21 protein-coding genes and 1 pseudogene are annotated in these 18376 nt (G+C 66.8%); 9 read left to right on the top strand and 13 right to left on the bottom strand.

All coding sequences use genetic code 11. From position 1 onward, the window contains the following. Positions 1–9: 9 nt before the first annotated feature. From P0086_RS04035 to P0086_RS04045, 3 genes are all read right to left on the bottom strand, one after another. Positions 10–864: an endonuclease/exonuclease/phosphatase family protein gene (locus P0086_RS04035; RefSeq protein ID WP_275782650.1), complete on the bottom strand. Its 855-nt coding sequence runs from the start codon at positions 862–864 to the stop codon at positions 10–12. 88 nt (positions 865–952) lie between these two features. Next, positions 953–1267 carry a hypothetical protein gene (locus P0086_RS04040; RefSeq protein ID WP_275782652.1) on the bottom strand — a complete coding sequence of 105 codons (315 nt, stop codon included), beginning with the start codon at positions 1265–1267 and terminating at the stop codon, positions 953–955. Further along, complete coding sequence (locus P0086_RS04045) at positions 1264–2124, bottom strand: hypothetical protein (RefSeq protein WP_275782655.1); 861 nt, start codon at positions 2122–2124, stop codon at positions 1264–1266. Before P0086_RS04045 ends, P0086_RS04040 begins: the two co-directional genes overlap by 4 nt. 318 nt (positions 2125–2442) lie before the next feature. Here P0086_RS04045 and P0086_RS04050 point away from each other — a divergent pair, with 318 nt between their 5' ends. Next, positions 2443–3612, top strand: coding sequence for an amino acid aminotransferase (locus P0086_RS04050; protein ID WP_275782657.1), 1170 nt, complete (start codon positions 2443–2445; stop codon positions 3610–3612). Positions 3613–3656: 44 nt separating this feature from the next. Next, positions 3657–4007, top strand: a complete 351-nt coding sequence (locus tag P0086_RS04055) for an ArsC family reductase (RefSeq protein WP_275782659.1) — start codon at positions 3657–3659, stop codon at positions 4005–4007. An 83-nt stretch (positions 4008–4090) separates the two neighbouring features. Here the strand turns inward: P0086_RS04055 and P0086_RS04060 are convergent, their stop codons facing one another. The 6 genes from P0086_RS04060 to pcaD all read right to left on the bottom strand — a co-directional run bounded on the left by P0086_RS04060 (position 4091) and on the right by pcaD (position 9321). Then, positions 4091–5404, bottom strand: a complete 1314-nt coding sequence (locus P0086_RS04060; RefSeq protein ID WP_275782661.1) for a calcium-binding protein — start codon at positions 5402–5404, stop codon at positions 4091–4093. A gap of 119 nt (positions 5405–5523) precedes the next feature. After that, entirely contained in the window at positions 5524–6582 is a 1059-nt protein-coding gene (locus P0086_RS04065; protein ID WP_112615950.1) for a 3-carboxy-cis,cis-muconate cycloisomerase, read from the bottom strand. 141 nt (positions 6583–6723) lie between these two features. Beyond that, the gene (gene pcaG, locus P0086_RS04070) at positions 6724–7338 is read right to left on the bottom strand and encodes a protocatechuate 3,4-dioxygenase subunit alpha (RefSeq protein ID WP_275782666.1); all 615 of its coding nucleotides are present in this window, start codon (positions 7336–7338) and stop codon (positions 6724–6726) included. 2 nt (positions 7339–7340) lie between these two features. Then, entirely contained in the window at positions 7341–8090 is a 750-nt protein-coding gene (gene pcaH / locus P0086_RS04075; RefSeq protein ID WP_112609513.1) for a protocatechuate 3,4-dioxygenase subunit beta, read from the bottom strand. 3 nt (positions 8091–8093) lie between these two features. Beyond that, positions 8094–8516 (bottom strand): 4-carboxymuconolactone decarboxylase, encoded by a 423-nt coding sequence (pcaC, locus tag P0086_RS04080; RefSeq protein ID WP_275782670.1) that lies wholly within the window; start codon positions 8514–8516, stop codon positions 8094–8096. Between the two features lie 4 nt (positions 8517–8520). Further along, entirely contained in the window at positions 8521–9321 is an 801-nt protein-coding gene (gene pcaD, locus P0086_RS04085; protein ID WP_112600071.1) for a 3-oxoadipate enol-lactonase, read from the bottom strand. A gap of 107 nt (positions 9322–9428) precedes the next feature. Here pcaD and pcaQ point away from each other — a divergent pair, with 107 nt between their 5' ends. Next, entirely contained in the window at positions 9429–10403 is a 975-nt protein-coding gene (gene pcaQ, locus P0086_RS04090; protein ID WP_275782673.1) for a pca operon transcription factor PcaQ, read from the top strand. On the opposite strand, the pseudogene P0086_RS04095 reads toward pcaQ, so the two are convergent. Together P0086_RS04095 and P0086_RS04100 are read right to left on the bottom strand one after the other, a co-directional pair. Continuing rightward, positions 10388–11050 (bottom strand): annotated as a pseudogene (locus P0086_RS04095) (sulfite oxidase-like oxidoreductase). The gene pcaQ and the pseudogene P0086_RS04095 overlap by 16 nt on opposite strands. A gap of 61 nt (positions 11051–11111) precedes the next feature. Then, positions 11112–11867 (bottom strand): IclR family transcriptional regulator, encoded by a 756-nt coding sequence (locus P0086_RS04100; protein WP_112600074.1) that lies wholly within the window; start codon positions 11865–11867, stop codon positions 11112–11114. A 177-nt stretch (positions 11868–12044) separates the two neighbouring features. Here P0086_RS04100 and P0086_RS04105 point away from each other — a divergent pair, with 177 nt between their 5' ends. Genes P0086_RS04105 through pcaF form a run of 3 tightly spaced genes read left to right on the top strand, consistent with a single transcriptional unit; the run spans position 12045 to position 14654 of the window. Continuing rightward, positions 12045–12752: a 3-oxoacid CoA-transferase subunit A gene (locus tag P0086_RS04105; protein WP_275782676.1), complete on the top strand. Its 708-nt coding sequence runs from the start codon at positions 12045–12047 to the stop codon at positions 12750–12752. Next, on the top strand, positions 12749–13438 hold the full coding sequence (locus tag P0086_RS04110) for a CoA transferase subunit B (RefSeq protein WP_112609007.1): 690 nt from the start codon (positions 12749–12751) through the stop codon (positions 13436–13438). The genes P0086_RS04105 and P0086_RS04110 overlap by 4 nt, the downstream gene beginning before the upstream one ends. Positions 13439–13448: 10 nt before the next feature. After that, on the top strand, positions 13449–14654 hold the full coding sequence (pcaF, locus tag P0086_RS04115) for a 3-oxoadipyl-CoA thiolase (RefSeq protein ID WP_275782680.1): 1206 nt from the start codon (positions 13449–13451) through the stop codon (positions 14652–14654). 57 nt (positions 14655–14711) lie between these two features. Here the strand turns inward: pcaF and P0086_RS04120 are convergent, their stop codons facing one another. Both P0086_RS04120 and rmuC read right to left on the bottom strand, forming a co-directional pair. Further along, positions 14712–15623: a ribokinase gene (locus P0086_RS04120; RefSeq protein ID WP_112609003.1), complete on the bottom strand. Its 912-nt coding sequence runs from the start codon at positions 15621–15623 to the stop codon at positions 14712–14714. A gap of 48 nt (positions 15624–15671) precedes the next feature. Then, the gene (gene rmuC / locus P0086_RS04125; protein WP_275782683.1) at positions 15672–16889 is read right to left on the bottom strand and encodes a DNA recombination protein RmuC; all 1218 of its coding nucleotides are present in this window, start codon (positions 16887–16889) and stop codon (positions 15672–15674) included. 129 nt (positions 16890–17018) lie between these two features. Between rmuC and def the strand changes: the two genes are divergently transcribed. The 3 genes from def to P0086_RS04140 all read left to right on the top strand — a co-directional run bounded on the left by def (position 17019) and on the right by P0086_RS04140 (position 18314). Continuing rightward, the gene (def, locus tag P0086_RS04130) at positions 17019–17543 is read left to right on the top strand and encodes a peptide deformylase (RefSeq protein ID WP_148149352.1); all 525 of its coding nucleotides are present in this window, start codon (positions 17019–17021) and stop codon (positions 17541–17543) included. A gap of 67 nt (positions 17544–17610) precedes the next feature. After that, a complete protein-coding gene (locus tag P0086_RS04135) occupies positions 17611–17895 on the top strand; it encodes a plasmid stabilization protein (protein ID WP_275782687.1) in 285 nt (94 codons plus the stop codon). Then, complete coding sequence (locus tag P0086_RS04140; RefSeq protein ID WP_275782689.1) at positions 17892–18314, top strand: type II toxin-antitoxin system VapC family toxin; 423 nt, start codon at positions 17892–17894, stop codon at positions 18312–18314. The genes P0086_RS04135 and P0086_RS04140 overlap by 4 nt, the downstream gene beginning before the upstream one ends. Positions 18315–18376 lie beyond the last annotated feature (62 nt).

Genomic DNA, 18376 nt, shown 5'->3' on the forward strand with positions numbered 1-18376 from the left:
CGCCGCGGCCTACGACGAAACGGCCGTCATCCTCACCTGAGCATCGCTGCCGTAGGATCGCTCCCAGATCGCTTGCAGATCGATGTGCGCCTTGATCGGCAGATGGTCGGAGGCGATGCGGGCCAGCGGGCTGTCGTGCACCGCGACCGCGGCCACGAGGTCGTGCGGGTGGCCGAGCACCCTGTCGAGGGCCAGCACCGGAAACCGCGAGGGGAAGCTCGGCACCGCACCGGAGGCCGGATCGAAGACCGGCGAGAGCGGCGACAGCGAGGACTTGCGGCCGACCCGCCATTCGTTGAGGTCGCCGATCAGCACCGTCGGCATCTCCTCCTCCTGGGCCACGGAGGCCAGAACCGCCTTCGCCTGCAGTTCCCGCGATCGCTTGAGAAGGCCGAAATGGGCGGCGACGACCCGCAGCCGGCCGGTCGGAAACTCGAAATTGACGACGAGAGCGCCGCGCGGCTCCACGCCCGGCAGCTTCAGCTGGCGCACGTTCTGCACGGTGCCCTTGCGGATCATCAGCATGTTGCCGTGCCAGCCGTGGCTGCCGGAAGAGAGCGTCGTGATCGGCACCGGCACCAGCCCGCAGTCGCGCTCGAGCGAGGCCAGGTCCAGCAGGCCGGAGCGATCGCCGAAGCGCTTGTCGGCCTCCTGGATCGCAATCACATCGGCGTCGATCTCGGAGATCACCTCGGCCACGCGCTCCGGGTCGAACCTGCGGTCGACGCCGACGCACTTGTGGACGTTGTAGGACGCGATGACGGTGTCGCCGCCGTCACGATTGGCGGAGAACGGCCTGTGCCCGCGCCGATTGCGGATCGCAGACAGAGCGGCGGCGCTCACCTTCTCGTTCAGCTTTCTCAAGGACCCTTCCCTCGCACGACTGTGCGCAGGGAAGATAGGGGACCCGCCCCCGCCCTGCAACCGTCTCACGGAAAGGTTGGTTCCACTCCTAGCCCTGAAGAAGGCCAAGCACCCTCGTGACCACCGCTAGGATCTCGGCGGCGCTGACAAAGCTGTTCTTCAGCGACTCCCTCTCATTTCGAATTTCCTCAAGGCGATCGGCCGCCTTGGAAATTCCACCTGTGATTTCAACGTAGGTGGTGGCCGGTTGTCGATGCCTCAAAGCATCGTATTCAGCTTTCAGCTTTTTCAGCACGGCCTTGATGCGGGCCCGCCGTTCCTTGCCGGTGGCACCATCATAGACAAGGACCAATTTCATGATTGCATCCCGTACCGCTTCTGCTGCGTTGCCGTTGGTCGTCACTGGGTCTCCTCCTCTGTGCGGATCGCCTCGAGGCTGCCGACAATATCCAGAAGACTGTTGATCTGGGCCGTGGCCGCCGCGAGATCGATCTGGCCCCTCGCGAGCTGCCGGTGCGTTTCCGCAAGCGTTCCTACCGCAAGGACACGCCTATTGGCGGCACGTTCGCGTTCCAGGTATTCTCGCTTCGCTTTGTCAGACGCCATGAACTGCTGGTAGGCTCCGGCGCGTGCGGGCTGGACCTGACGCATGGTGCATCGCGCCGCCCCTTCCCATTCCCGAAGACGCCGGTCCAGCAGGTCCCGATCGTTCTCGTCGTTTTCCAGAAGGATGAACATCGCGTCGAAGAGCCACGGATCAGTATCGGCAATGATCGTGCGGATTTTCTGCATGCGCTGTTGTTCGGACAGGAAGACCAAGCCTTTGACCGCAGCCTTGACCACGGGTGCGGCCACAGCATTTGCTGGAGTGGCAGCAGCGATGAGGCTCGATGCGCTCTCGGTGAGCTTGCCGGCCGCAGCCTCAAGCTCGGCCACTGCGGCGGGGTCGGTCGCCTTGGAAAGGGCTGTCGCATACCGGGTCAGTGCTGCGAGGAACTTTTTCTGCTCCGCCAAGCGTGGCACAGGAGGGACGATGCGGAGAGACCCGACGACGTAGGGCCGGCCCTGAAGGTAACGGCAGGCATTGACCTCCGTGGCATAGGCAACGGCCAGATCCTGTTCCAAGCTGGCGGTTTCACCAATGACCGACACGGCATTTGCCGTTGCGGCCCCGAAGGCTGCGACGTCCTTCGTGCTCGGCCCGGTCCCGCAGCCCGTCAACAGAAACAACAAAGAGATGATACCTGCTCGATACCGCATCCTGCCCCTCCCGGCGGGCCGTGTACCGCGCCGGCTCATGCGATCGGTCCTGCGGGCATGAGCATGCGTTCTCACAACGCGTGAGCCCTGTCGGCAGCCGATCGGATTTCCCCTTCGAGGCGGATCAAAACACATAATCCTTACTCACACAATACAGTTGCATAAACGATTTCCATCAATCTTTGGCTGCGCGAAAGAATGTTTGTGCCAACCCACAGCAATGTTTCTGGTCACACATTCGCTGGCGGCCTGCACCAGGGCTCGAATTCGCGCGCGTTTTCGCCTAAACCCAGCGCAACGCCTAGGAGGAGGACCGCCATGTTCGACAAGCTCACACGCCAGCCCGACGATCCGCTGCTCGCCCTGATCGGCCTCTACCGTGCGGACGCGCGGGCGGGCAAAGTCGACCTCGGCGTCGGCGTCTATCGCGACGAAGACGGCGCCACGCCGATCTTCCGGGCGGTGAAGGCGGCCGAGCAGCGGCTGCTGCAGAACCAGGCGACCAAGGCCTATGTCGGCCCGGAGGGCGACCCCGTCTTCGTCGAGCGCCTGTGGGAGCTGACCGCCGGCCCCGCAGCGCGGGAGCGGCCGGTCGCCGGCATCCAGACGCCGGGCGGCTCCGGTGCCGTCAGGCTGGCTGCCGACCTTCTGGCGCGCATGGGCGTCAAGCGCATCTGGCTCGGCCTTCCGACCTGGCCGAACCATCCGGCAATCTTCAAGGCGGCCGGGCTGGAAGTCGCGACGCACCCCTATTTCGACGTGCCGTCGCAGGCGATCCTGTTCGAGCAGATGACGGAGGCATTGAAGGCGGCAGAAGCGGGCGATGCGGTGCTGCTGCATGCGAGCTGCCACAATCCGAGCGGCGGCGTCCTGTCGCCGGAGCAGTGGGCCGCGCTGTCGGCGCTGATGGCCGAGCGCGGGCTGATTCCGCTGATCGACAGCGCCTACCAGGGATTCGGCAAGGGACTGGACGCGGATGCGGCGGGGCTCCGTGGCGTGCTCGCCGCCGTCCCCGAGGCGCTCGTGGCCGTCTCCTGCTCCAAGAACTTCGGGCTCTACCGCGAGCGCACCGGGGCGGTCTATGGCGTGGCCGCCTCGAAGGAGGCGGCCGAGACGGTCCGGACCAATTTCGTCAGCCTCGCCCGCGCCAACTATTCGATGCCGCCGGATCACGGTGCTGCGATCGTCAGCACGATTCTCGGCGACGAGGCGCTGAAGGCGGACTGGATGACCGAACTTGAGACGATGCGGCGCCGCGTCGCCTCGATCAGGGAGAAGCTGGCGGCGGGCCTCGCGCGCCGATGGCAGGTGCTGACGGCGATGGCGGAGCAGGAAGGCATGTTCTCGCTGCTGCCGCTCGCGGAGGCCGACGTGCTGCGGCTTCGCCATGACCACGGGATCTACATGCCCGGCTCCGCCCGCATCAACATCGCCGGGTTGAAGACGGCCGAGGTCGACACCGTCGTCGAGAAATTTCTGAGCCTCTGACCGGCGCCGGCATGCCGGTCAAAGCAATCGAAAGGACGAGCGTCATGCCCGTGACGATCTACGGCATCAAGAACTGCGACACGATGAAGAAGGCCCGGGCCTGGCTGGACAGCCGCGACATTCCCTACCGCTTCCATGACTACAAGGCGGAGGGAATCGATGCAGGCTCGCTCCGTCGCTGGATCGATGCGCTCGGCTGGGAGACGGTGCTGAACCGTGCCGGCACCACCTTCCGCGCCCTGCCGGAGGCCGACAAGGCCGACCTCGACGCAGCGAAGGCCACGGCCCTGATGCTCGCGCAGCCGTCGATGATCAAGCGGCCGATCCTCGACCTCGACGGAAAGCTGCTGGCCGGCTTCAAGCCGGATGCCTACGAGACCGCATTCGCCGAGTGACGCCATGGCCGTCATAGGCGGCCGCGCGTAGCCCGGGCGCAAACGAGGCTCCCCGGGCCGTGCGAAACCGACAGGCGGCATCCTCAGATGATGAAGAAGTCGTCGGCCGCGATCTTCAACTCGTCGGCGACGATCGCGAAGAGCTTGCGCTCGCCGGAGGCGCTGCCGTTGCTGTCATAGTAGATGTTGCCGGTGTCCTTCTCGTAGATGATGCGGTCGGACTTGTCCTTGGCGGTGCCGCTGTCGTTGGCCACGAACTGGGACGCAGACAGCGTGCCGGTTCCGACCAGCTTGGTGAAGATCCCGTTCTCCAGCTTGATGGTATCGGAGGCGACGCTGAAATCCTCGATCTCGTCGATGTTGTCCTTGGTGCTGAGCTTGGTGTTGAACACAAAGTAGTCCTGGCCCGCATCGCCGCGGAGCTGATCGTTGCCGAGACCGCCGGCGATCGTGTCGTTGCCGCCGTCGCCACGCAGCCAGTTGTCGCCCGAACTGCCGGTGAGCTTGTCGGCATAGCCCGTCCCGCGCACCCCCTCGATGCTGTTCAAGGTATCGGTCTTGCCGAAACCGTCGATGGCCGTGCCGTCCTTCAGATCGACCGTCACGCCCTTGGCAGCGCCGCCGTTGTTCTCGTCGCGGTGATAGCTGACCGTGTCGAAGCCGCCGCGGCCGTCGATCGCGTCACGGCCGCCGACCCCCTGGAAATCCTCGTCCCGTGCCGATCCTTTCAGGATGTCCCTGAACTGGGTGCCGCGGAAGGTCTCGAAATTCTGGAACTCCTCCGTGTTGCCGTAGGGATCCTTCACCTTGCCCTCGGCCGCGTCGAGGACGACGCCGCCGAACGCATCGGGGTTGTGGCGGGCATCCTGGAAGCTGAGATTGTCCCAGCCCTTGCCGCCGTCGTAGCTGTCCCTGCCCTCTCCGCCGATGACGAAGTCATCGCCGCCCTTGGCGTTGATCGTGTCGTTGCCGCCGAAGCCTTCCAGGTCGTCATTGCCGTCAGACCCGTTGAGCGTGTCGTTGCGGTTGAGGATCCAGGCCTGCAGGTTCCACGGATCGTAGATGTCGGCCGCGTTCTCGAGCGCTTCGAGCGACAGGTTCAGGCCCTCCAGCTTCGAAACGAGCGTCGTGCCGTCCGATTTCAACAGTTCGAACCGCGTGACCGTCCCGCCCGTCGCGGCCCCCGCCGTGTCGAAGGTGAAGCCGGTGCCGACGAGGCGAAGCTTCAATCCGTTCTCCAGCTTGAGGCTGTAGACGCTCGACGACCGGCTCAGCACATCGGCTTGCGAGAAGTCGACGAGCTCGCCGAACATCGGGTTGTAGTCGAAGCCCGAAATCGCGGGGCTGTAGCCCTGGGGATACTTGCTGCCGGGAAAATACACCGTGTAGGTTGCCATCGGCCATCCTCCAACAATAAGGAAAGCCTAATATACGGATGCCGGCCGGTACTGTCGATGAAGGGCAGCCTACCTCTAACGGGCGATGCCCCGCGGATTTTCCGGGACAGGACAAGGCGCTATCGGACGCTGCCCATGTCCTCGATCGACCGCACGACGGAGCCTGCAAGCCGCGTGGCGCTGCCGGCAGCAACGGCCATCTGCGGCAGGAGCATCCATTCGAGCGTCCAGGCGCTTCCGGACCGCTCCTGCTCGTGGACGAGCGACTGGTGCAGGCCGGCAAGCGCGGTGGCGTTGAAGCGGGCCAGCGTCACCAGCGCCTCGGCGGAGACCGGGTTCTGCTTGTGCGCCATGGCCGATGACGCCCCGCCCCCGGAAAGGACAATCTCGCCGCCGTCCTGGGCCATCAGCGCGATGTCCTGCCCGAGCTTGCCAAGGCTGCCCGTGACCAGCGACAGCAGGCCGCCGAACGAGACGATGCGGTCGCGCTGGCTATGCCATTGCGGAACGTCGGCGAGGCCGAGCGCATCGGCCAGTTTTGCGCGGAGCGCCGGCCCGCGGTCGTCGAACCTGTCCAGCGTGCCGGCCGCACCGCCGAACTGGACCGGGAACCGCTGCTCGACCGCAAGTCCGAGCTCCTCGAAGTGACGCTCGAGCGGTTGCCGCCAGGCGGCGATGCGGTCGGCGACGGCGATCTCGATGGCGGCCTGCATGCGGGTGCGCCCCATCAGGACGCGGCCGCCGTGGCGGGCCTCGAGTTCGTTCAGTTCGTCGACGATGGCGCCGATGCGGTGGATGAGGATGGCGGCGACGCGGGTCAGGCGCACCATCAGCGCACTGTCGATCACGTCCTGGCTGGTGGCGCCGAAATGGACGTGGGCGGCCGCCTCGCCGCCGACGGCCTGGCGCAGCTGACGCACGAATTCCGGCACCACGACACCATCCCGGGCGGTGGCCTGGCGCAGAAGGACGACATCGGGCGAAAACTGGTGGGCCGCCTCGGCGATCGCTGCGGCCGCCGACGATGGAATGATGCCCTCCGCCGCCTCGGCGCGGGCGAGCGCCACCTCGAAGGCGAGCATTGCCTCGAGCTCGGCGGCTGCGGAGAAGAGTTCCGCCATTTCCTCGTCGCCCAACAGGCCGGAGAGATAGGGGTGGTCGAACGGAGATACGGTCATCGCTATCGTCCTGACAATGTCGTTTCAGCCACCGGCCTTGCGCAGCTTCGCCAGGCGCGCTCTTTCGGTAAAGATGGCGCATGGCTGCGGCCGATCAAGATGTCCCCTGCGCATGCGGTCTCGCGTCCTCCGCGGGCCGGCCTAGATATCGAAGAAGACCGTTTCCTTCTCGCCCTGCAGATGGATGTCGAAGCGATAGGTCGATCCGTCTACGGCGGCAACCAGCGTCGGGACGCGCACGCGGTGCTCGATGCGCAGCAGCACCGGATCCTCGGCATTGGCCGCTTCCTCGTCGCCGAAATACATGCGCGTATGGAGGCCCACGTTGATGCCGCGGGCGACGATCCAGAAGCTGACGTGCGGCGCCATCTTGCGGCCGTCCCTGAAGGGGACCCGGCCGGGCTTGACGGTCTCGAAGCGGAACTCGCCGGTGACGCCGTCGCAGCCGCAGCGGCCCCAGCCGGTGAAATTCGGATCGGCGGTGCCGCGCAGTTCCGACGGGCTGTTGTACAGGCCCGCCGCATCGGCCTGCCAGATCTCGACGAGCGCGTCCTTCAGCGGCGTCCCCGTCCCGTCCAGCACGCGGCCGGTGATGGTGATGCGCTGGCCGAGCGTCCGGTCGTTGACCATCGCGACGCCGAGATCCTCGGCATAGACCCCCTCGATGCCGCAGGCGTTCGGGGTGAGGCCGATATGGACATAGGGCCCGGCGGTCTGCGAGGGCGTTTCCTTCAGGTAGTCCAGGGGCTGTGCCATCTTCAGTTGCCCTCCAGCCGGTTCTCGAACAGGGTCGACCTTCGGCCCCGCAGCACGATGTCGAACTTGTAGGCGCGCGCGTCCATCGGGATGGTGTTGGCCCAGTCGAGCGGCGCGATCAGCTGCTCGACCGCCGCACGGTCGGGGATCGTCATGACGATCGGACATTTCCAGATCATCGGATCCCCCTCGAAATACATCTGCGTGATCAGGCGCTGGGCGAAACCGTGGCCGAAGACGGAGAAGTGGATGTGCGCCGGGCGCCAGTCGTTGACGCCGTTCGGCCAGGGATAGGCCCCCGGCCTGACGGTGCGGAAGGCATAGGCACCCGCCTCGTCGGTGATCGCCCGCCCGCAGCCGCCGAAATTGGGATCGAGCGGGGCGAGATAGCCTTCCTTCTTGTGGCGATAGCGCCCGCCGGCATTGGCCTGCCAGAACTCGAGCAGCGCGCCCGGCACCGGCCGGCCGCGCTCGTCGAGGACGCGGCCATGGACGATGATGCGCTCGCCGATGGCGCTCTCGCCGGGCCTGGCGAAATTGTGGATCAGGTCGTTGTCGAGCTCGCCCAGGATCGTGTGGCCGAACACCGGGCCGGTGATCTCCGAGACCGTTCCGTCCAGGGACAGGAGCGGCTTTTGCGGCGAGCGAAGGACGGTGGTCTTGTAGCCCGGCGCGAAGGCCGGCGGATGCCAGTTGCGGTCGCGCGGGAAGAAGGCCCCCGTCTCCGGCCTGCGGTTTGCGATGTCCGTCATCATCTACCTCCCCGTCTCGTCCTTCGCCGTCCCGGCGGCATCCATCTCCTCGAAGACCCGCTTGGCGATCTTGATCGCGTGATTGGCGGCGGGAACGCCCGCATAGATTGCCACATGCAGGAGCGCCTCGCGAATGTCTTCGCGCGTCGCGCCCGTGTTCACCGTGGCCCGCACATGCATGGCGACCTCCTCGTCCTGGCCGAGGGCGGCCAGGAGCGCGATCGTCACCATGGAGCGCTCGCGCAGCGTCCAGGTCGGGCGCGACCAGACCGTTCCCCAGGCCGCCTCGGTGATCAGGTCCTGAAACGGACGATCGAAGGCGGTGGCGGCGGCCTGCGCGCGGTCGACATGGCTGTCGCCGAGCACTCTGCGGCGCGTGAGCATGCCCTGGCGGTAACGGTCGGAACCAGCCTGCGCGTCTGCCATGTGGCTATTCTCCCTTGACGAGCGGTTCGATGAAAGCGCTCAGGATCGCCGTCAGCGCCTCGGGCTGTTCGACGCAGGGGATGTGTCCCGCGCCGGCAATGACCTCGTAGCGCGCGCCCGGAATGAGCTTGGCGGTGGCGAGGACGACGTCGGGCGGCGTCGAGCCGTCCTGGTCGCCGACGACGCAGAGCGTCGGAACCTTGATGCGTGCAGTGGCTTCGGTGAAATCGGCATCGCGGATCGCCGCGCAGGTCGCGGCGTAGCCGACCGCCGGCTGGCGGACCAGCATGTTCCAGTAGCCGTGATAGGCGGTGTTCTCCGGACGCCGGAAGGCGGGCGTGAACCAGCGTTCCATCACATTGTCGGCGATGCTCTCGATGCCGTCGCGCTCGACGGCGGCGATGCGCGCATCCCAGAGCTCGGCCGTGCCGATCTTGTGGGCGGTGTCGCACAGCACGAGCGCCCGCACCAGGTCCGGCCTTGCCGCATAGAGGCCCTGGGCGATCAGGCCGCCGACGGAGAGGCCGACGATGACGGCCTTTTTCACCGCGTAGACTTCGAGCAGGCCGGCGAGGTCGCTGACATGGTCGTCGATCGCATAGGGCGCCTGGCCGACATCGGAGAGGCCGTGGCCGCGCTTGTCGTAGAGGATCATCGGAAACTCGCCGGCAAGGCGGACGATGACGTCGCGCCAGATGCGGTAGTCCGTCCCGAGCGAATTGATGAAGACGAGCACCGGGCGGCCTTCCGGACCGCCGATGACCTGGTGATGGAGCGTGATGTCGTTGACGCGCGCGAACTGCAAGTGTGTCTCCTCCCGACGTCGCAGAGTGATCTCTTGATCTGGTTAGGTAAAATGATATTTTCCGCGCAACCGAATAACCATACGGTTATCATTGAGCGAGGCGCGCGATGATCGACAGTCGCATCAAGTTCCGCCATCTCCAGACCTTTGTCGAGGTGGCCCGCCAGAAGAGCGTGATGAAGGCGGCCGGCGTGCTGAATGTCAGCCAGCCGGCGGTGACGAAGACCATTCGGGAACTGGAGCAGGTGCTGGGCGTGGCGGTTTTCGAGCGCGACGGCCGCGGCATCCGGATCACGCGCACCGGCGAGGCCTTTCTGCGCCATGCCGGCGCGGCGCTGACGGCAATCCGGCAGGGCTTCGATTCGGTTTCCCAGGCGCGCCACGGCCTGGCGCCGCCGATCCGCATCGGCGCGCTGCCCACCGTCTCGACTCGGATCATGCCGCGTGCGATCGCCCTCTTCCTGGCCGAGGAGACGGGCGTGCGCATCAAGATCGTCACCGGCGAGAACGCGGTGCTCTTGGAGCAGTTGCGCGTCGGCGACCTAGACCTGGTCGTCGGCCGGCTGGCGGCACCGGAACGGATGACGGGCTTTTCCTTCGAACATCTCTATTCCGAGCAGGTCGTCTTCTGCGTCCGCGCCGGCCATCCGCTCACGGCCCCCGGCCGCTCCGTCTTCGCCGGGCTCGCCGACTTTCCCGTCCTGATGCCGACCAGCGGCTCGATCATCCGACCTTTCGTCGACCGTCTGCTGATCGCAAACGGCGTCGCCGAACTGCCGAACCTGATCGAGACCGTCTCCGACGCTTTCGGGCGCGCCTTCGTGCAGGCGAGCGATGCGGTCTGGATCATTTCTTCGGGGGTGGTGGCGGGCGACATCGAGGCCGGGCACCTGACGGCGCTTTCGGTCGACACCAGCGAGACGAAGGGACCGGTGGGGCTGACGGTGCGCGCCGACGCCGTGCCCTCGCTGCCGCAGTCGATCCTGATGCAGACGATCCGGGAGGCGGCATCGATGGCGGGGCTCAAGGCACAGGCGCACAGGCCGCCGCGGGCGCAGCCGGCGGATCAGTCGCCGGAGTAGCGCTCCTCGGCCCAGGGATCACCGCGCATGTGGTAGCCGTTGCGCTCCCAGAAGCCAGCGCGGTCGGCGGTCAGGACCTCGATGCGGTTGACCCACTTGGCGCTCTTCCAGAAATAGAGATGCGGCACGACGACGCGAACGGGCCCGCCGTGTTCGCCCGTCAGCGGCTCGCCCTCCCAGTGGGTTGCCAGCAGCGCGTCCTCGACGGCGAAATCGGCGAGCGGCAGATTGGTCGTGTATCCGTCGTAGCTCGACAGCATCACGTGGGTGGCCGACGGCCTCGGCATAACCAGGTCGAGCAGGTCGCGGGTGGACACGCCCTGCCAGCGGTTGTCGTAGCGCGACCAGGTGGTCACGCAATGGATGTCGGACAGGCTGTCGGACTGCGGCAGCGCATGGAAGGCGCGCCAGTCGAGCGACACCGGGTTCTCCACCTCGCCGGCGATGTCGAGCCGCCAGCTTTCCGGCCGGACCACCGGCTGCTGGCCGAGATCGAGGACCGGCCAGTTTTTCACCAGATGCTGGCCCGGCGGCAGGCGATCGGTCTGCGGTCCGACGATGCGGCCGGTCAGGAACTTGCCCTGCTCGGCCCAGCTTCATTTGGTCCGCGTCAGCTTGCTTTCGGGAGCCCCGTCACCATCGTCCATCGTCGCTCTCCTTGCGGCGATGCAGCAAGCACCGGCCCTTGACGCCTGTCAAGCGCAGGGTCTACGGCAACAGCGAGCGGAGCGTGGCCTGAACCTCGCGCATGGCCGGCAGGAAGCGCGCCGTCATCTCCTCGACCGGCACGGCCGCCGCCGGTGCGCCGATGTTGAGGGCCGCGACCACGCGGCCGCGGGCATTCTCCAACGGCACCGCAATGGAGCGCAGCCCGATTTCGAGTTCCTGGTCGATGACGGCAAATCCCTGGGCGCGAACGCGTGCCAGTTCCGCCATCAGTTCGTCCGGATCGGTCTTCGTGTGCGCGGTATTCGCCTTGCGGTCGGTGTTCTCGATCCGGGCGCGCGCATCCGCCTCCGGCAGGCTCGCCAGCAGCACCCGTCCCATCGAGGCGCAATAGGCCGGAAGGCGCGAGCCGGGCACGAGGCTGATCGACATCACCCGCCGCTGGGCCGCGCGGGCGACATAGACGATCTCGGTGCCGTCGAGAACCGAGGCCGACGCGCTCTGCCCCACCCTCTCCGACAGCCAGTCGAGATGCGGCTGGACCAGCCGCGGCAACGGCGTCGCCGACAGATAGGCATGACCGAGCCTGAGGATGCGCGGCGTCAACTCGAAGAACTTGCCGTCGAAATGCGCATAGCCGAGCTCGGCCAGCGTCAAGAGGCAGCGTCGCGCGGTCGCCCGGTCGAGCCCGGTCGTCCGGGCGACATCCGATATCGTCAGGCGCGGCTGCGCCTCGTCGAACGCCTCGATCACCTTCAAGCCCTTGGCGAAGCCGCCGACGAAGTCCGTTTCCCGCATGTCGCCCTCTCCTCAATGATCGGTCGATTTTGTGCGATATTTGAACAAATGTCAATTATCGCACAAAATGATTGCCGGTTCGGTCCCCCGGACTTATGTCTGAAGCACGGGAAGCGCCCGGTTTTGACGACAGGGCGTTCGAGACCGCGCCGGATGGCGCGACAGCGGGAGAACCAGATGGACAAGACAATCGCGCGCCTGGCGGACGCCGTGGCCGGGATCGGCGACGGCGCCACGGTGATGATCGGCGGTTTCGGCGGCTCCGGCGCACCGATCGAGCTCATCCATGCGCTGATCGACAGGGGGCCGAAAAACCTCACGGTCATCAACAACAACGCCGGCAACGGGCGCATTGGAATTGCCGCGATGATCGACGCCGGCATGGTGCGGAAGATGATCTGCTCCTTCCCGCGCTCATCCGATCCGCGCGCCTTCACCGAGAAGTATCTGGCCGGCGAGATCGAGCTGGAGCTGGTGCCGCAGGGGACGCTTGCGGAGCGCATCCGCGCCGGCGGGGCCGGCATTCCCGCCTTCTACACGCCCACGGGCTACGGCACGGAACTGGCGGCAGGCAAGCCGATCGCGGCGTTCGATGGCCGCAGCTACGTGCAGGAGCGCTGGCTGAAGGCCGATTTCGCCCTCGTGAAGGCCCATGTCGGGGACGTGCACGGCAACCTCACCTACAACAAGGCCGCGCGCAACTTCAATCCGCTGATGTGCATGGCGGCAGAGAGGACGATCGCCCAGGTCTCGCGGATCGTACCGCTCGGCGGCATCGATCCCGAGCACGTCGTCACCCCCGGCATCTTCGTCGACCGTGTCGTCGAGGTCGCCGATCCGCAGCAGGAAGAAGAACTCATCCGGGCAGGAGTGGCCTACGCATGACGATCCATACCCGCGAAGACATCAAGCTCTCCAACGCCCAGATCGCCTGGCGCGCTGCCCAGGACATCGAGGATGGCGCCTATGTGAACCTCGGCATCGGCTTTCCGGAGATGGTGGCGCGCTACCAGCCGCCGGGTCGGCAGGCGATCTTTCACACCGAGAACGGCATCCTCGACTTCGGCGAGGCGCCGCCCGCGGGCGAGGAGGACTGGGACCTGATCAACGCCGGCAAGAAGGCCGTGACGCTGAAGCCGGGCGCCGCCTTCTTCCATCATGCCGACAGCTTCGCCATGGTGCGCGGCGGCCATCTCGACGTCGCCATCCTCGGCGCCTACCAGGTGGCCCAGAACGGCGACCTCGCCAACTGGCGGGTGGGCAGCAAGGGCGTGCCGGCCGTGGGCGGCGCGATGGACCTGGTCCATGGCGCGAAGCAGGTGTTCGTCATCACCGAACACGTGACCAAGGACGGCGCCCCGAAGCTCGTCGAGACGTGCACCTTCCCGCTGACCGGCGTCGCCTGCATCACCCGCATCTACACGAGTCTCGCCGTCATCGACGTCAGGGGCGGCCGGTTCGTGCTGCGCGAGAAGCTCGCGGGCCTGCCGCTCGACAGGCTGCAGTCCATGACCGGTGCCCCGCTGCACGTCGAAGGGACCGTGGCCGATCTCATCGTGCCGGAGCTCTGAGGGGAGAGACATGAGCGAAGCCTTCATCTGCGACTATATCCGCACCCCGATCGGCCGCTTCGGCGGCGCCCTTTCCTCCGTGCGTGCCGACGATCTCGGCGTCGTCCCGCTCAAGGCGCTGATGGCGCGCAACGAGTCGGTCGACTGGGAGGCGGTCGATGATGTCGTCTTCGGCTGCGCCAACCAGGCGGGCGAGGACAACCGCAACGTCGCGCGGATGTCGTCGCTGCTCGCCGGTCTGCCGGTCGGCGTGTCCGGCACCACAATCAACCGTCTCTGCGGTTCGGGCATGGATGCGGTCATCACCGCTGCCCGCGCCATCAAGGCCGGGGAGGCGGACCTGATGATCGCCGGCGGCGTCGAGAGCATGAGCCGGGCGCCGTTCGTGTTGCCGAAAGCCGAGACGGCCTTCTCCCGCACGGCCGAGATCCACGACACGACGATCGGCTGGCGCTTCGTCAACCCGTTGATGAAGAAGCAGTACGGCGTCGATTCCATGCCTGAGACCGGCGAGAATGTCGCCGAAGACTACAAGATCAGCCGCGCGGACCAGGATCTCTTCGCCCTTCGGAGCCAGGCGAAGGCGGCCGAAGCACAGGCAAACGGGCGGCTGGCACGGGAGATCACGCCGGTCACGATCCCGCAGCGCAAGGCCGAGCCGGTCGTGGTCGAGCGGGACGAACATCCGCGCGCCACGACGCTGGAAGCGCTCGCCAGGCTCGGCACGCCCTTCCGGGCGGAAGGCGGCACGGTCACGGCCGGCAACGCCTCCGGCGTCAACGACGGCGCCGCGGCGCTGGTGATCGCCTCCGAAGCGGCCGCCAGAAGGCATGGGCTGACGCCGATCGCGCGCATTCTCGGTGGTGCGACTGCCGGCGTGCCGCCGCGGATCATGGGCATCGGCCCGGCGCCGGCCTCGCAGAAGCTGATGGCCCGCCTCGGCCTGACGCAGGACCGCTTCGACGTGATCGAGCTCAACGAGGCTTTCGCCAGCCAAGGACTGGCGACGCTGCGCCAACTGGGGATCGCCGACGACGATCAGCGCGTGAACCGCAACGGCGGGGCGATCGCGCTCGGCCACCCGCTCGGCATGTCGGGCGCACGCATCGCCGGCACGGCCGCGCTCGAACTCAAATTGACCGGCGGCCGGCTGGCGCTCGCCACCATGTGCATCGGCGTCGGCCAGGGCATCGCGATCGCGCTGGAGCGTGTCTGAGGCTGTCCAATGCGGATGGCGCCGCCCGTGCCGGCGGCGCCTCCGATCAGGCGTCGCCTAGCCCCTCGCCTCCATGCGGGCGTCGACTTCGGCGGCATCCGGGATCGCGGGCTGGGCGCCGCGCTTGGTGCAGGCGAGCGAACCCGCGACCGCCGCGCGGCGCAGGCAGTCCGCAAAGGGAAGGCCGGCATCGAGGGAGGCTGCGAGATAGCCGCAGAAGCTGTCGCCGGCGCCGACGGTGTCGACCGGATCGACCTTCAGGCCGGGCGCACGGAAGATGTTGCCCTTGCGGATGGCGATGACGCCGTCGGCACCGAGGGTGACGATGATGGTCTGACCGGTCCGCTCGTGAATGGCGCGCATCTCGGCCTCGCGCTGGGCATCGGAAAAGCCCGACTTGCCGGCGAAGAGCTCGAATTCGCTCTCGTTCGTCACCACGATGTCCGCCTTGGCGCCGAGCCTTGCGCCGTCGGCGGTGAAGGGTGCGAGATTGATCACGGAGGTGACCCGCCGCGCTCTTGCCGAATCCAGCGCTGCCTCGACCGCCTCCGGCGGCACTTCCAATTGCAGCATGAGGACGTCGCCGGCGGACATCTGCGACACCGCCGCCCTGGCGTCGGCCGCGGTCACGTCGCCATTGGCGCCGGGGACCACGACGATGACGTTCTCGCCATCGTCGGCGACCGTGATATGCGCCGTGCCGGTCGGCTCGTCGGCGATCTTGACGAAATCGAGGTTGACGGCGGCCTGGGTCAGCAGCACCAGCGATTCCGCGGCGAAGCTGTCGCCGCCGACCGCGCCCGCCATGCGGACCGTGGCGCCGGCGCGCCTGGCCGCGAGCGCCTGGTTGGCGCCCTTGCCGCCCGCTGCTGTCGTGAAGCTGTGTCCGGCCACGGTCTCGCCCGGTCTCGGCAGGCGGGCGGTCGTGGCGATGAGATCCATGTTGATGGATCCGAAGACGGTAATCATGGGGCAGGTATCCTCCGGCATTGCTCCGGCCGACACTGCCTGAGGCCCTCAGTCCTCGTCAACAACTCTCAGCTTCAATTGGCCGGTGCGGCTTTCGACCGCACGCTCGGCCACCGGCGGCGACGGCGCCGTGGCGCCCTGCGTGGCGAGGACCTCGAATTCCATCTCGCCGATGCGCGCGCCGCGGCGGGCGAGCTTTTCCGTCGACGTCAGGATCTGGTCGACATCCTTCTGGGCGGAGGTGAAATGGCCGTGCAGCTTGCGGACGCGATCGTCGAGGCGGCCGAGATCCTCCATCAGCCGCACGACCTCGCCCTGGATCACATGCGCCTGCTCGCGCATGCGCTGATCCTTCAGCAGCGCCTGCAGCACCTGGATCGACAGGAGCAGCAGAGAGGGGGAGACAATGACGACCCGGGCGCGATGGGCGCGCTGGACGATCGCCTCGAAGCGCTCATGGATCGCGGCGAAGATCGATTCGGAGGGCACGAAGAGGAAGGCGGTATCCTGCGTCTCGCCGGGCTGCAGGTATTTCTCGGCGATATCGCGGATGTGAACCTCCATGTCCCTGCGGAACTGCTGGGCCGCGGCCTTGGCGGCCTCGGGCGTGCCGGCGGCGCCCATGGCGTTCCAGGCCTCCAGCGGAAACTTCGCGTCAATCACCAGCGGCGGCTGGCCGTTCGGCATGCGGATCACGCAATCGGGGCGCATCCCGTTTGCCAGTTGCGCCTGGAACTCGTAGGCGCCGATCGGCAGCCCGTCGGCGACGATCGCCTCCATCCTCGCCTGGCCGAAGGCGCCGCGGGTCTGCTTGTTGGCGAGGATCGCCTGCAGGCCGACGACGTCCTTCGCCAGCGACTGGATATTGGCCTGCGCCGTGTCGATGACGGCGAGCCGCTCCTGCAGGCGGCGCAGGTTCTCGTGGGTCGTGCGCGTCTGCTCGCTGATCGACTGGCCGAGCCGTTGGGTCAGCCCGTCGAGACGCTGGTTGATCGCCTGGTTCGTCTCCGCCTGCCGTGCCCCGAAGACCTCGGCCATGGCCGCGACGCGGCCCTGCATCTCGTTCTGTGCGCGCAACAGCTCGCCAAGCCGCATCTCCGCGGCGGCCGCCGTCTCGCGCTGGCGGACGGCGGCGCGGCGGGCGGCGATCGCCCAGCCGAGGATGACGAGGGTCGCGATGATGCACGCAAGCTGGAGCGCCGGCTCGCGCATCAGCGCGTCTGCCAGCCGAATCAGTGCGTTGTCGAGCGAAGGTTCCGCATTCATGCGGCAAACATAGCAGCATTTGCCGGGGAAGATAGATCATAACGTGAACAAACGAACCGCCGCCGACCTCCCGGCCCGGCGCGGCGCAAGACAATTGAAAGCGGCCCGACAAACCGCTAAGTGAGGCGCATGACGATCAAACCGCTGATTATCCTGCCCGACCCCATCCTGCGCCAGGTCTCACAGCCGCTGGAGGCGATCAACGACGAGGCGCGGCGCCTGGCCGACGACATGCTGGAGACGATGTACGACGCGCCCGGCATCGGACTGGCGGCGATCCAGATCGGCGTGCCGCGGCGGATGCTGGTGCTGGACGTCTCCAAAGAGGGCGAGGAGAAGACGCCCTTGGTGTTCATCAATCCCGAGATCGTTGCCTCTTCCGATCAGCGTTCGGTCTACGAGGAAGGCTGCCTGTCCATCCCGGATTACTATGCCGAGGTCGAGCGCCCGGCCGGCATCACGGTGCGCTACCTCGACCGTGACGGCAGGGGACAGACGATCGAAGCCGACGGGCTGCTCGCCACCTGCCTGCAGCACGAGATCGACCACCTCAACGGCGTGCTCTTCATCGACCACATTTCCAAGCTGAAGCGCGACATGGTGATCCGCAAGTTCACCAAGGCCTCCAAGACCCGCGGCGCCAAGGCGATCTGAACGCGCCATTGAAAGCGGATCGCGCAGGCGCTATGATATCACCGATATCAAGGCGGAGGTGCTGCCCATGGGCGACCTGCTGGTGCGAAATATTCCGGATGCCATGAAACACGAACTGGCGGCCGCCGCCGAGCGGGCGGGCGTGAGCCTGTCCGACAAGGCGAAGGACCTCCTTCGCCAAGGGCTAAGGCAGGAGCAGGCCGATCTGCGGAGCCGAGCGCGGTCTGGCTGGGAGGCGCTTCGAAAAATCGCCATGTCGGGTGGATCGGATGACGCGTTCGCCGAGATCATGCGCGGGATCGAAGCCGACCGGAAGAAGGATACGGGGCGAGCGGTCGAGTTTCCGGAATGATCGTGCTCGACACGAATGTGATTTCGGAAGGCATTAAGGAACGCCCCGATCCGGCAGTTGTCCTCTGGATGCAGGAGACCAACGAGACGGACCTCTTCCTCTGCGACATCGTGGTGATGGAGCTTTGCTTCGGCGCAGAGCGTACCTTGCACCGCACCGGCTCCGACCGATACCTGCGCACGCTGACGGATTTGCTCGCCCTCTTTCGCGGCAGGGTGCTCGGCCTGCCGCTCGATGCCGCAATCCTGACTGGAAAGCTGCGGGCACGGCGCGAAAGCGCCGGCCGGCCGATCGCCGTCTCGGACGCCATGATCGCCGCCACCTGCCTCCATCACGGCGCGACGCTGGCGACGCGCAACGTAAAAGACTTCGAGGGGCTTGATCTGAAGCTCGTAAACCCGTTTGAAGGGGCACGGTAACACTTGAACCCGCGCATGCGCCGATCCGGCGACGGACCCGACCCGGGCCATGCGCCTGACGG

The sequence above is a fragment of the Mycoplana sp. MJR14 genome (assembly GCF_029210525.1).
Taxonomy (GTDB): domain Bacteria; phylum Pseudomonadota; class Alphaproteobacteria; order Rhizobiales; family Rhizobiaceae; genus Mycoplana.